The following is a 13,275-nucleotide window of genomic DNA, read 5'->3' as shown; positions in this document are numbered from 1 at the left end:
GCCGGGCCGGTAGCATGGAGGCATGACCAGCACAGCAGTTTCCATCCCGATGCCAACGGTGCCCCGCAGACGGCGATCTCCGGAAGAGGTACAGGCAGCGGCTCCCGTTACGGGTCCCAAGAAGGTCCTGCTGGCAGCTCCGCGCGGCTACTGTGCCGGTGTCGACAGGGCTGTCATCGCTGTTGAGAAGGCCCTGGAGCACTACGGGCCGCCTGTCTATGTCCGGAAACAGATCGTCCACAATGTCCATGTGGTCAGCTCCCTGGAAGAACAGGGTGCCATTTTCGTGGAGGAAACCGACGAAGTTCCCGAGGGCGCCTTGGTGATCTTCTCGGCACACGGCGTTTCCCCCGCTGTTGTCCAGTCGGCTGAGGACCGTGGCCTGCGCACCATCGATGCCACCTGCCCCTTGGTCACCAAAGTCCATAAAGAGGCTGTGCGCTTCGCCAAGGAAGACTACGACATCCTGCTCATCGGCCACGAGGGCCACGAGGAAGTCGAAGGTACGGCCGGCGAAGCTCCCGAGCACATCCAGATCATCAACGGCCCCCACGAGGTAGACAAGGTCACCGTCCGTGACCCAGAGAAGACCATCTGGCTTTCGCAGACCACGCTGAGTGTGGACGAGACCATGGAAACGGTCCGTCTGCTGAAGGACCGCTTCCCGACGTTGCAGGATCCGCCCAGCGACGATATCTGCTACGCCACCACCAACCGCCAGGTAGCCATCAAGAAGATCGCTCCGCAGGCCGACCTGGTGATCGTTGTGGGTTCAGCAAACTCCTCCAACTCAGTACGCCTGGTTGAAGTTGCCCTCGAATACGGGGCCAAGAGTTCATATCGCGTCGACTTCGCGAACGAAGTGGACGAATCCTGGTTCGAAGGCGTGGCTACCATAGGCGTGACCTCCGGGGCCTCCGTTCCTGAAGTCCTGGTGCAGGACGTCCTGCGACTACTCGCGGACTATGGCTATGGCGAAGTCCAGGAAGTTGTCACGGCAGAAGAAGACCTCCTCTTCTCGCTGCCCAAGGAATTGCGTGCCACGTTGAAGAAGGCAGGCGACGTCACGCGTGCCCTGGGCGGGCGCGGAAACCGCCCCTCATCCTAGGTCTCAAACCCAGACACTGGGATCCGGACAATTGACCCGTTGCGGGCCGTCTACGGACGGCCCGCAACGGGTCTTTTCAGTCAGGCTGCTGAATCCCGATCTTCCCTGTTTTCAAGGAGTTCAGGTGCAGCCAGCGCCCTGGGGACGGCTTCCACCGACGGCGGGGCCGTAAGTCCGGCATCGTCCATGGTGTTGAGCTTGCGGGCCGTGGGGAGCACCCGCGCTTCCAAGGTGCCTACCATGGCGTTGTAGCGATCAACGGAGGTCTTGAGAGAGCTTCCCAGCTTGCTGACGTTCTCGCCCAGTGTGCCCATCCGTTCGTACAACTGCTTGGAGAGCTCAAACAGCTCGTGGGCGCTGTCCGTAAGGACATCCTGCCGCCAAGTAAAGGCCACTGATTTGAGGACTGCCAGCAGCGTGCCGGGGGAGGCAAGCACGACGTTCCGGGACAGAGCGTGCTCCAGCAAGGCCGGGTCGGCCTCTAGGGCGGATGCCAGGATCGACTCCGCCGGAAGGAAGCAGATCACCAGCTCGGGGGAGTTACCCGGAATGTCCCAGTACTTCTTGGTTGCCAGTGCATCGATGTGGGCCTTGAGCGCTTTGGCGTGCTGTGCAAGGAGTGTCTTCGAGTCCTGGTTGCTGGCAGGGGCTACCGATTCACCGAAGGCCCCGTCTCCATGCAACTGCTCCTGGGCAGCGAGGTAGGAGGCCAGCGGTACCTTGGCATCCACCACAAGTTGCTTGCCGCCAGGCAGCTGAACCACGAGGTCCGGCCGCAACGTATTCTCGGTTCTGCCCGAATGCACCTGTTCGTGGAAGTCGACGTACCGCAGCATCCCTGACGCCTCCACTACGCGCCGAAGTTGCACCTCGCCCCACTGGCCACGCGCGCTGTTGGAACGAAGGGCGGAAGCCAGCGCGTGGGTCGACCTGAGGAGTTGTTCATCGGAGAGGCGTGCGTCCTGCAGCTGTTGGGCAAGCTGTCCGTATTGCTCCACGCGGTCGCGCTCCAGCAATGACACCTGCTGCTGTACCGCCGTAAGTTTCTCGGCTACGGGAGCCAACGCCCGCAGAACACTGCCGTCGGAGTTCCTGGCCGCGCTCAACTCGCGGTTCTGCGTAAACAAAAGCCGCCGCTCGGCGTCGGCCGCTGCCAACTGCGCCGTCACCTCCGAAAGCCGCGACGAGACGGCGTCGAAGTCCTCTTCCAAGCCAGCGCCCCGGCGTCGGAAGGCAACGTAGCCGGCAGCGAGACCAACCGCAGCGCCAACCAGCAGCATCAGCAAGGCCAAAACCAATCCAAATCCATCCATAAGGCAACCCTGTCACAGGGGTGCGACAGTTTTAGCGAGGCGGACCGGCAGTACGCGTGCTGACAGTGCAGGGCAAGCGGGGACGGGCTTCCTACGGGTAGAATCAATGCTCGTGGCTCTTACTATTGGCATCGTCGGACTGCCCAACGTCGGCAAATCAACCCTTTTCAACGCACTGACCCGCAATCAGGTGCTCGCTGCGAACTACCCGTTCGCCACGATCGAGCCCAACGTAGGCGTCGTGAACCTGCCTGACCCCCGTCTGGCGAAGCTGGCCGAAATCTTCGGTTCGCAGAAATTGCTGCCCGCTCCCGTGTCTTTCGTGGACATCGCAGGCATCGTGAAGGGCGCGTCCGAAGGCGAAGGCCTGGGCAACAAATTCCTGGCCAACATCCGCGAGGCTGAAGCCATCGCGCAGGTCGTCCGCGTTTTTGACGACCCCGATGTCATCCACGTCGACGGCAAGGTCGACCCGCGCTCCGATATGGAGACCATCAACACCGAGCTGATCCTCGCTGACCTTCAGACAATCGAAAACGCCATTCCGCGCATCGAAAAAGAAGTCAAGATCAAGAAGCGCGATGCCGCAGAGCTGGCAGCCATCAAGGCCGCCCAGACGGTGCTGGAACGTGGCGACACCATCTTCTCCTCCATCAAGAGCGACAAGCTCGAAATGGGCCACCTCAAGGAGCTTGGTCTCCTGACGGCCAAGCCGTTCATCTACGTCTTCAACGCCGACGAAGGCATCCTTGGCGATCCCGCCAAGCAGGAAGAATTGCGCGCCATGGTTGCCCCGGCCGACGCCGTCTTCCTCGATGCGAAGCTCGAATCCGACCTCGTTGAACTGGACGAGGAAGAAGCCCGGGAGATGCTGGAAATGAACGGCCAGTCCGAATCCGGCCTTGACCAGCTGGCTCGCGTCGGTTTCCACACGCTCGGCCTGCAGACCTACCTCACCGCCGGTCCCAAGGAAACCCGTGCATGGACCATCCGCCAGGGCGACACCGCGCCCCAGGCAGCAGGTGTGATCCACTCAGACTTCCAGCGCGGCTTCATCAAGGCCGAGGTGGTCTCCTTCGATGACCTCATCGAGGCGGGCTCCATGGCCGAAGCAAAGTCCCGTGGCAAGGTCCGCATCGAAGGCAAAGAGTATGTGATGGCCGACGGCGACGTGGTGGAGTTCCGCTTCAACGTCTAGATTTTAATTGATGGAAATATGCCGCCCCCCGTGAATCGGAGGGCGGCATATTTTTCGTGGTGTCTGCCGGAGCGGTCCGCCGGTTATGACGACCCCATGAATTATGTCTGGCTATGGCACCATGAGCAGTAGAGAAAACAATAGGGGGAAATTGTTATGACCGAACCACATCAACCGACTGCCGCTCCGGACGGGCCGCCGCCGAATACAGTCCCGCACAATGCGGCACCGGACAGCCATTCAGCCATCGGTGCAGAAAGCGGCACCAAAAATATTGGCCCTACCAACGCCGGCCTCAAAACTGGGCCGGTGTCCAGCGTCGTCAGTTCTTTTGACGCAAAGTCGCTGATTCCGGGGGCCCTGGTGGGGGCCATTTCCTATGCAGCCGTTCTCATCACCGCATTTCTCTTCCTGATTCTGGCTCTTATAGGTGTGGCCATCAGCAACGGCGGCAACACCGATCTCCCGTCCAATTCGATGGTTTCCGGCGGCAATAGCAGCAGCATGCCGTCCCCGTGGTCCCTGATGGGTCAGTTGGCCGTTCAATTGGTAGTCATGAGCCAGCTTGGGGCGCTCGGCACGAGCATCGATGCAACATTTCCGTTAGTCGGAAGCGTCCAGGGTTCGGCATCATTCTTTGCCGTTCCCCTGTTGTTGACTGCCATCTCAGTCGCAGTCCTGTTCCTTGCCGCACGGATTGCCGCAAAGCGGTCCGAAGCCCACACCACAGCCGGAATCTGGATCGAGGCAGCAACAGCCGGCCTCGTCTTCACCCTCTTGGTCAACGCCTTCGGTGCGATATTTGCCGTGAACCTGCCCATTCCCAATGTGAAGGTCAGCTCGATCGGGGCCGTGACCTTTGGCTCTGTGATCTTTGCGCTGATCCTCGGAACCCTCGCCGCATATTTGGGGCGGATGTCAGGTAAACCGCGCGTCCCGGCCCTTAGTGGGCCGGGTGCCGCAATCGGTCGGGCCTTCGAAACCGTGGCCGTTCATTATGGTGTATTTCTTGCCATTGCGATTCCCGTCCTGGTAATTGCCATCGGCATTAAGTCCGGATGGCAGGCCTCGCTCTCTTCACCTTTGTGGGCGCCCACGGCAGGCTTTTTCATGTTCGGATTGGGCCACCTGAGTGCCGTAAGCCGCACCTGGAATTCCGGTTCCAGCATGTCTTCGTCGTCTAATTCATCAGGCTCGGATATCAGCTTTGGATTCGGCAATGCGCTCACCCAATTCGGCGTGCCGGGCTGGGCCGGGTGGCTGATGCTTCTCCTGGCATTGGTCTCCGTCGTGGTGGCTTCTGTTTTCTGGTACCTGCGCCGGGGGCCGGTGGTCAGCAACAAGATCACCGACTGGGTCCTGCTTCCCGCTGCTTTCCTGGTGGCCGGGACGCTGATGACGTGGCTCAGTGGCGTAACAGGAACGTTCGACGCCGGGTCACTGGCTTCGGGGGCCGTCAGTATGACGCTGGCGTGGTGGACGCCGTTCATCTTGCTGCTTTGGGGCGGCGCAACGGAAGTTTCAGCACGTTTCCTGGCGCCACAGTTGAGCAGGTATGTGCCCTTGTCCCTGGCGGGCAGGATCGCTCCCGCCAAGCCTGTCGTTGCTGAACAGGCTGCCACCGCACCTGGTGACGGTCAATCCGTGCCGGCTCCCGCTGCGGCTCACCCGGCCCTGGCACCCAGAGAGCCCATGACTGCCCAAGCGAAGCGCAAGCTTGGTCTGATCCTGGGAGCAGCCGGTCTGGTCGTCGTACTGGTCGTCGGGGCATTCATCGCCGTCGATGTGATCAAGGGCAACAACGGACCAGACAAAGCCGTCGCCGGCTACCTCCAGGCGCTGCAGAATGGCGAGGCGTCCAAGGCGATGGCCATCGCCGATCCCGGCGTCGCCACTGACCAGCGAATTCTGCTGACCGATGAGGTCTATTCCAAGGCGGGCAAGCGCATCGACAAGTTTGAGATCGTGTCTACGAATGTCTCAAACGACACAGCCACCGTGGTTGCCGCCATGTACCAGGACGGCCGGAAACAGCAAACGACCTACCGTTTGCATAAGTCCAACCCGGAGTTCTTGGATGATCACTGGGTCATGGACTCCGCGTCTCCCCGGACTTTGCGCATTTCGTCCGACACCCCGGTGAAGACCCTCCTGATCAATGGACAGTCAGTTGATGTCAACCTCTCTGACAGCCGCTCCGTGACGTATCCCGCCTTGCCAGGCGAGTACACGGTGGAGTTGCCGTCCTCGGAGAAGTATCTGTCAGCTCCGAAGCTGACCACGATGGTGACCATCGGCACCGTGTCGACTTCTTCAACGGCCAGCCTGAAGGTGGAAGCTTCAGAAGCATTGAAGTCAGAGGCAATGGCTCAAATCGATGCCTACCTGGCTGAATGTGTGAAGTCCACCGAGGCCCGGCCGGCCAACTGCCCCTTGAACAGCTACAGTTCCTCGCGCTACACAAAGAACTTCCGCTGGGCACTCACCACCAAGCCCACGTTCGTTGTCAGCAAGGGCTACGGCGAAACCCCGTGGCGTGTACGCACGTCGAATCCGGGGAAAGCGACCGTCACTTATGAGAAGGACAACTCATATGGTTTCGGGACGCCGGATTGGAAGACCACAACGGACACCACCTCAGTATCACTGAGCGCCAACATCAGCCTGGATGGCGGCAAGGTAAAGGTGTCGTTCAACGACTACTAGGATCCATAAATTGAGGCCCTTCCCGGTTCGCCGGGAGGGGCCTCAACAGTATGAAGAACTTTAAGGTTCAAGGAAAGCCAACGGGAACAGCTGGCACGGAGCTGCCGTTGCCATTGACCCAGCCCATCCATCGGGCGAAAGATGAAGCCGAGACGGGGTTGTTTCTGCGCCTGAAAAACGTCCTGTCCTGCTGTCAGACAGCGAATGCTACCACCGGGTAGTGTTTGACTTGAAATTCCCGCCGTTTTAGGCATGTGGAGGTTGCGGAACGGTTACAGTTTGGCCAGCATGTTCCAACATTCGGACGCAATGTGGGTAGGCTTACACTCACATGTAGGCAACGTCACAGTAGGAATCTGTGCCTTGCCTTGGGGGAACCTACCAAAATTCCCCTGATCAACTTCCCGACTCATAGGAGGCGGAATGCGTTTCTCGCGCACTTCCAAAGCTCTAGGCGTAGCGGCGGTCATCGCCCTCGCAATGACCGGTTGCGGCGGCGGCGGCAACAACGACTCCGGCGCATCCGGCGGTAACCCCAACAAGGTCATCATCGCTGACGGTTCAGAACCGCAGCGGCCGCTGATGCCGGCAGATATCAACGAGGTCGGCGGCGGAAAGATCGCAACGCTGATCTTCTCCGGGCTCGTTAGCTACGACCCCTCCGGCAAGCCGGTCAATGAACTGGCCGAGTCCATTGAGGCACCTGACGCGCAGAACTTCACCATCAAGATCAAGAAGGATCAGAAGTTCACCAACGGCGACGCCATCACGGCCAAGACGTTTGTTGACTCCTGGAACTATGGTGCAGCAGCGAAGAACGCTCAGCTGAGCGCAACCTTCTTCGAAAGCATCAAGGGCTACGACGAAACCAGTGCCAAGGGTTCCACCGTCGACACCATGTCCGGCTTGAAAGTTGTGGATGACACCACCTTCACGGTCGAACTCAAGCAGCCTGAGTCGGACTGGCCGTTGCGACTCGGCTACACCGCCTTCATGCCGGTCCCTGCCGCAGCACTCGCGGACCCGAAGACGTACGGCGAGAAGCCGGTAGGCAACGGTCCGTACAAGATGGCTGAGAACGGTTGGCAGCACAACGTGCAGATCCAGCTCGTTCCGAACGCCGACTACAACGGTCCCCGTAAGGCCAAGAACGGTGGCGTGACGTTCAAGATCTTCCAGAACGATGACGCCGCCTACCAGGATCTCCTGGGCAACAACCTGGACATCCTCCAGACGATCCCCACGAGCGCCCTCGCGAACTTCAAGACCGACCTCGGCGATCGCTTCATCGAGAAGCCGTATGCCGGTAACCAGACCATCGCCATTCCCGAGTACCTCCCCGAGTGGAGCGGAGAAGCGGGCAAGCTGCGCCGCCAGGCAATCTCCATGGCCATGAACCGTGAAGAGATCACCAAGGTAATCTTCAGCGGTGGCCGTCAGCCCGCCAAGGACTTCACGGCACCGGTTCTGGACGGCTACAGCGACAGCATCCCGGGCTCCGACAACCTCAAGTTCGATGCTGCCAAGGCCAAGGATCTGTGGGCCAAGGCCGACGCCATTCAGAAGTGGGACCCGAACACGGTCTTCACCATTGCGTACAACGCTGACAAGGGCGGCCACAAGGCTTGGGTTGAGGCCGTTACCAACCAGCTGAAGAACAACCTTGGTATCAAGGCTGAGGGTCTTCCGTTCGCTACCTTCAAGGAAGCCCGCGACCTTGCAACGTCCGGTAAGTTGACCGGTTCGATCCGTGCAGGTTGGCAGGCAGACTACCCGTCGCTGTACAACTTCCTGGGACCGATCTACAAGACCGGCGCAGGCTCGAACGATGCCCGCTACGAGAACCCCGCCTTTGACAAGGCCATCTCTGACGGTCTCTCGGCCCCCTCGGTTGCAGAAGGCAACAAGGCCATGAACAAGGCCCAGGAGATCCTTCTGCAGGACCTCCCGGCTATCCCGCTGTGGTACCAGGTATCGCAGGGTGGCTGGAGCACCGGCGTCTCGAATGTTGACTACGGATGGGACGGCGTCCCGCTGTACTACAACATCACTGGCAAGTAAATAACGATCGGCGGCGGGGGCGCTCTAGAGGCGCTACCGCCGCCGTATCGCGTTGCAAATCAATGACGCCCAACTCCGGTTGGGCGTCCTTGTGCAGGCATACTTGGACCGTCGGCCCTGAACTCCTGCACATCGAACGAAAAGGTTCTTCGATGAACAACTCCGCTGCACCCCTGGACCGGGTGCCTGCTGTTCGGGGTGTATTGCGCTAATGGCCACATACATCCTGAAAAGATTCCTCCAGCTGATTCCTGTCTTCCTGGGGGCCACCCTCCTTGTGTATTTCCTGGTCTTCAGCCTCCCGGGCGACCCCATTGCGGCACTTTTTGGGGACAAGCCTGTCAATGAAGCCGTCGCGGCAAAGCTCAGGGCGCAATACAACCTGGACCAGCCGTTTATCGTTCAATACTTGCTCTACCTAAAGAGCATTTTTACGTTTGATCTGGGCCAGGACTTCTCCGGGCGTCCCATCGCTGCCGTCCTTGGCGAAGTGTTCCCGGTTACGGCCCGCCTGGCTGTCATGGCACTGATCTTTGAAGGTGTTTTTGGCATTGCGTTTGGTCTCATCGCAGGTCTGCGCAAGGGCAAGCTTTTTGACGGCACTGTCCTGATCGCTTCGTTGATCGTCATCGGTATCCCGATTTTCGTGCTCGGTTTCCTTTTGCAGTTCTTTATCGGCGTCCAGCTGGGGTGGGCTAAACCTACCGTGAGTTCGGCTGCGACCATACCGGACCTTATTCTTCCGGCGATCGTCCTGGGGCTGGCCTCTTTCGCCTACGTTTTGAGACTGACCAGAACCAGTGTTATCGAGAACATGAACGCCGACTACGTTCGGACGGCCACTGCCAAGGGGCTTTCCCGTTTCCGTGTGGTCAACGTGCACATTCTGCGCAACTCGCTGATCCCCGTTGTCACGTTCCTGGGTGCTGACCTTGGCGCCCTCATGGGTGGCGCGATCGTCACCGAAGGTATCTTCAACGTACCTGGCGTAGGCAACAGGTTGTACCGGGCAGTCCTGTCCGGCGAAGGACCTACCGTGGTATCGATCGTCACAGTTCTGGTGCTTGTCTACTGTGTCTCGAACCTGATTGTTGACCTTTTGTACGCCTGGCTTGACCCGAGGATCCGCTATGACGCCTGATAACAACCTGACGGGGCAGGACACAGCCCCGCGTCACATCGAGCACTTCGTTGCGGACCTCGAAGAGACGCCACTGCAAGCCACTGACAAGGTAAAAGAAGACCAAGCCCCTTCCAGTCTTTTGGGAGAGGCCTGGAAGAATCTGCGTAAGCAGCCTCTGTTCATCATTTCGGCCTTCATGATCCTGGTCGTAGTCGTCGTCTCTCTGTTCCCGGGCCTTTTCTCACCGATCGATCCCTCTGGCGAAGCTTGCCAGTTGGCCAACTCGAACGGCGGACCTGTCAGCGGCCACCCGCTCGGCTTTAACAAACAGGGCTGCGATGTCTACGCACGCGTCATCTTCGGAACGCGCTCGTCTGTGACAGTTGGCCTCTTCACCACGCTTGGAGTTGTCATTTTCGGCGGCACAGTGGGTGCCCTCGCCGGTTACTACGGTGGCTGGGCTGACGCACTCCTGGCTCGGCTCACTGATATCTTCTTTGCTCTGCCCCTCATCCTTGGCGCAATCGTCATGATGCAGCTTCCCGTCTTCCGGGCCAACCGCACGGTGTGGACGCTCATCCTGATTCTGATTACCTTCGGATGGCCGCAGATTGCCCGAATCACCAGAGGCGCCGTCATTGAGGTGCGGAATGCGGACTTCGTCATGGCTGCAAGGTCATTGGGTGTTTCGCGCTTCCGCTCCTTGCTTCGCCACGTGCTGCCCAACTCTCTGGCTCCGATCATTGTTGTTGCCACCATCTCGCTGGGCACATTTATCGTGGCGGAATCCACCCTGTCGTTCCTCGGCATCGGATTACCACCAAGCGTGATGTCTTGGGGCAACGACATCCAGGCAGCGCAGGCATCGTTGCGATCCAATCCCATGCCTTTGCTCTACCCGGCTATCGCCCTTTCCATCACCGTTCTGAGTTTCATCATGTTGGGTGACGCCCTTCGTGATGCTCTGGACCCGAAAGCGCGTAAACGATGAAAGGCCAAGCCATGAACCCTTCCGTTCACATCAAAGAAGAATCCGCTGGCCTCGAACGTCCGTTGCTGGAGATCAGGGACCTGGCAATCAACTTCGCGACAAGCAACGGCGAGGTTAACGCCGTCAGGAACGCGCACTTCACTGTCATGCCGGGTGAGACCGTGGCGATTGTGGGCGAGTCCGGATCCGGAAAGTCCACCTCCGCCCTTGCAGCCATTGGTTTGCTTCCGGGCAATGGGCGGGTGGCTGCCGGAGAGATCCTTTTTGACGGCGAAGACATTGCCCATGCGAGCGAAAAGCGGATGATTGAGCTTCGTGGCAACTCCATTGGAATGGTGCCGCAGGACCCGATGTCCAACCTCAACCCGGTGTGGAAGATCGGTTTCCAGGTCAAGGAAACGCTGAAAGCCAACGGCCTTCCGTCCGGGCCGGAGGATGTCGCCAAGGTCTTGTCCGAAGCTGGTCTTCCCGATGCGGCGCGTCGTGCCAAGCAATATCCGCATGAGTTTTCGGGCGGAATGCGCCAGCGCGCGCTTATTGCCATTGGCCTTTCCTGCCAGCCGCGTTTGCTGATCGCGGATGAGCCCACGTCGGCACTCGACGTGACCGTCCAGCGACAGATTCTGGACCACTTGGACAAGATGACGTCCGAATTGGGGACCGCTGTACTCCTCATCACCCACGACCTCGGGCTGGCTGCCGAGCGGGCGGACAAGGTGGTGGTGATGTACAAGGGACAGGTTGTGGAATCCGGTCCGTCCCTCGAGTTGCTGCGTAACCCGAAGCACCCGTACACCAAGCGCTTGGTCTCCTCGGCCCCGTCCTTGGCCTCCCGGCGTATTCAGGTTGCCAAGGAACAGGGCGTTGAGTCCGACGAACTGTTGGCGCCCAGCGAACCTGTGGTCGTTGAATCCGCGCTGCCTGAAGAGGTCCTGAAGATTGAAGACCTGACCAAGGTTTTCAAACTTCGTGGCGGCATCGGCAAAACCACGGACTTCAAGGCTGTGGACGCAGTGTCATTCTCCGTTCGTCGAGGGACTACCACAGCCATTGTGGGCGAGTCCGGCTCCGGTAAGTCGACTGTGGCGCAGATGGTGCTTAACCTGTTGGAACCCACCTCGGGGAAGATCATTTTCGACGGCGTTGACACATCAACGTTGAACAGCAAGGACTTGTTTAAGTTCCGCCGCAGGGTGCAGCCGATCTTCCAGGACCCTTACGGTTCCTTGGATCCGATGTACAACATCTTCCGAACCATCGAAGAGCCGCTGCGCACTCACAAGATCGGCACCAAGGCCAGCCGAGAAAAGAAGGTTCGTGAGCTGTTGGATCAGGTGGCGCTTCCGCAGTCGACCATGCGCAGATACCCGAACGAGCTTTCGGGTGGCCAGCGTCAGCGTATCGCCATCGCGCGTGCTCTGGCATTGGACCCGGAAGTCATTATCTGTGACGAGGCCGTTTCCGCTTTGGACGTCCTGGTGCAGGCCCAGGTCCTGAACCTGTTGGCGGAGCTGCAGGACAACCTCGGTTTGACCTATCTCTTCATCACCCACGACCTCGCTGTGGTCCGTCAAATTGCCGACCACGTCTGTGTGATGCAAAAAGGCAAGCTCGTGGAAACGGGAAGCACGGACGAGGTCTTCGACAATCCCCGCGAGGCCTATACACAGGCCCTCCTGGATGCCATCCCGGGTGGATCCTTGCTCCTGCCCCCTGAAGTGGCCTGACCGGCGTCGTAATCCCGCTGCCGTACAGCAGAAGAGCCGGTGGTTCCCTGGAAAGGGAACCACCGGCTCTTGCCGTTTGGTACGGTCGCCTACTTTGCCGGCTGCGGGTTGTCCGGGCGGGCAGTGAGGCCCAAGGCCGTTAGCTCGCGCGCCAGGGCGACACCAAGCTTCGCGTGTCCGGTCGCCCTCAAATGAACGCCGTCCTGAAGGTCACTGATGGCGTCGTATCGGGTGAGCCAATCGCCGGCACTGACGAAAGGAATGCCGTGCTTGGCGGCGATCCGGCCCAGGAGGGCGTCCACTTCCGTGCGTCGTCCGCCTCCGTTGCTGACGCCGCGGGCCAGGGTGCCGATCATGGCCAGGCGTGAGCCCGGGTAGCGGGTCTTCAAGGCGGCCAGCAGCCGCTCGGCGTTGCCGGTGATCTGAGCATCCGTGGCGCGCTGCGTGGCGTCGTTTCCGCCGCCCTCCACCACGATCAACGGTGGCTCGCCATAGGGGAGAACCCAGTCGCCGCGTTGCAAGGCGTCAATGTAGTTGCCGGTCTTGCCGTTGGTGGCGACGTATCCGGTACCGCCCATGCCCACCACATGCAGTTTGTAGCCGAGGGCTGCGATGCCTTGCTGCGGCCAGGAACCCGCCGGCATGGCTTGGGAATCACCGATCAGTACGGCGGTGTGGCGGACATCGGCCAGCACCAGTTCGTTGCGGTTGTTCGTCGGATTCTTGTACAGGGAACCTGCCGGGAGATTCAGGGCGCTGGGTTGCGGGGCAACCCTGAGTGGTTTGTCAGCGGCGGCCGTCTGGGCGGGCGCGGGCGCAGCGGATCGTGAGGGGGCACTGGTTGGCACTGGGCTTGGTCCGCAACCGACCGTAAGGACGCCAACGGCGATCAAAGGTGCGATCATGCGAAACACGGCCGAAGATTGGCGCATTGATTGGTCTCCGTGGGGCACTGGTTCTGCTGCAATCATGGGGCACGGGAGCGTGAAAATCCAGCATCTTGACTTGTGTTTACGAACACGTGACCTGCTGTGACTGACGCCACAAT

General features: G+C 59.9%; 9 protein-coding genes. 7 read left to right on the top strand and 2 right to left on the bottom strand.

Annotated elements, in window-relative coordinates:
• The first annotated feature begins 22 nt into the window (after nucleotides 1-22).
• Nucleotides 23-1,108: a 4-hydroxy-3-methylbut-2-enyl diphosphate reductase gene (locus tag PYR64_RS12855; RefSeq protein WP_275775557.1), complete on the top strand. Its 1,086-nt coding sequence runs from the start codon at nucleotides 23-25 to the stop codon at nucleotides 1,106-1,108.
• Nucleotides 1,109-1,188: 80 nt separating this feature from the next.
• On the opposite strand, the gene PYR64_RS12850 is transcribed toward PYR64_RS12855, so the two are convergent.
• On the bottom strand, nucleotides 1,189-2,421 hold the full coding sequence (locus PYR64_RS12850; RefSeq protein WP_275775555.1) for a DNA recombination protein RmuC: 1,233 nt from the start codon (nucleotides 2,419-2,421) through the stop codon (nucleotides 1,189-1,191).
• Nucleotides 2,422-2,533: 112 nt separating this feature from the next.
• Here PYR64_RS12850 and ychF point away from each other — a divergent pair, with 112 nt between their 5' ends.
• The 6 genes from ychF to PYR64_RS12820 all read left to right on the top strand — a co-directional run bounded on the left by ychF (nucleotide 2,534) and on the right by PYR64_RS12820 (nucleotide 12,227).
• Nucleotides 2,534-3,619: a redox-regulated ATPase YchF gene (gene ychF, locus PYR64_RS12845; RefSeq protein WP_026266974.1), complete on the top strand. Its 1,086-nt coding sequence runs from the start codon at nucleotides 2,534-2,536 to the stop codon at nucleotides 3,617-3,619.
• Nucleotides 3,620-3,928: 309 nt separating this feature from the next.
• Complete coding sequence (locus PYR64_RS12840) at nucleotides 3,929-6,325, top strand: hypothetical protein (protein WP_275775552.1); 2,397 nt, start codon at nucleotides 3,929-3,931, stop codon at nucleotides 6,323-6,325.
• A gap of 423 nt (nucleotides 6,326-6,748) precedes the next feature.
• The gene (locus PYR64_RS12835; protein ID WP_018776562.1) at nucleotides 6,749-8,386 is read left to right on the top strand and encodes an ABC transporter substrate-binding protein; all 1,638 of its coding nucleotides are present in this window, start codon (nucleotides 6,749-6,751) and stop codon (nucleotides 8,384-8,386) included.
• Nucleotides 8,387-8,597: 211 nt separating this feature from the next.
• On the top strand, nucleotides 8,598-9,527 hold the full coding sequence (locus PYR64_RS12830; protein ID WP_018776561.1) for an ABC transporter permease: 930 nt from the start codon (nucleotides 8,598-8,600) through the stop codon (nucleotides 9,525-9,527).
• Nucleotides 9,517-10,500, top strand: a complete 984-nt coding sequence (locus tag PYR64_RS12825) for an ABC transporter permease (protein WP_275775551.1) — start codon at nucleotides 9,517-9,519, stop codon at nucleotides 10,498-10,500. Before PYR64_RS12830 ends, PYR64_RS12825 begins: the two co-directional genes overlap by 11 nt.
• Before the next feature lie 11 nt (nucleotides 10,501-10,511).
• Nucleotides 10,512-12,227 (top strand): ABC transporter ATP-binding protein, encoded by a 1,716-nt coding sequence (locus tag PYR64_RS12820; protein WP_275775549.1) that lies wholly within the window; start codon nucleotides 10,512-10,514, stop codon nucleotides 12,225-12,227.
• 89 nt (nucleotides 12,228-12,316) lie between these two features.
• Here the strand turns inward: PYR64_RS12820 and PYR64_RS12815 are convergent, their stop codons facing one another.
• On the bottom strand, nucleotides 12,317-13,132 hold the full coding sequence (locus tag PYR64_RS12815) for an SGNH/GDSL hydrolase family protein (RefSeq protein ID WP_229778577.1): 816 nt from the start codon (nucleotides 13,130-13,132) through the stop codon (nucleotides 12,317-12,319).
• Nucleotides 13,133-13,275 lie beyond the last annotated feature (143 nt).

The sequence above is a fragment of the Paenarthrobacter sp. Y-19 genome (assembly GCF_029223985.1).
Taxonomy (GTDB): Bacteria; Actinomycetota; Actinomycetes; order Actinomycetales; family Micrococcaceae; genus Arthrobacter; species Arthrobacter nicotinovorans.
Note: the sequence above shows the minus strand (reverse complement) of the source record. Positions and strands in the feature narration are given on the sequence as shown.

Excerpts from the sequence above, each read along its gene's own strand:
- PYR64_RS12820 (WP_275775549.1), top strand. The coding sequence starts at position 10,512 with ATGAACCCTTCCGTTCACATCAAAGAAGAATCCGCTGGCCTCGAACGT.
- PYR64_RS12825 (WP_275775551.1), top strand. The coding sequence starts at position 9,517 with ATGACGCCTGATAACAACCTGACGGGGCAGGACACAGCCCCGCGTCAC.
- PYR64_RS12855 (WP_275775557.1), top strand. The coding sequence starts at position 23 with ATGACCAGCACAGCAGTTTCCATCCCGATGCCAACGGTGCCCCGCAGA.
- PYR64_RS12850 (WP_275775555.1), bottom strand. The coding sequence starts at position 2,421 with ATGGATGGATTTGGATTGGTTTTGGCCTTGCTGATGCTGCTGGTTGGC.
- PYR64_RS12835 (WP_018776562.1), top strand. The coding sequence starts at position 6,749 with ATGCGTTTCTCGCGCACTTCCAAAGCTCTAGGCGTAGCGGCGGTCATC.
- PYR64_RS12830 (WP_018776561.1), top strand. The coding sequence starts at position 8,598 with ATGGCCACATACATCCTGAAAAGATTCCTCCAGCTGATTCCTGTCTTC.
- PYR64_RS12815 (WP_229778577.1), bottom strand. The coding sequence starts at position 13,132 with ATGATCGCACCTTTGATCGCCGTTGGCGTCCTTACGGTCGGTTGCGGA.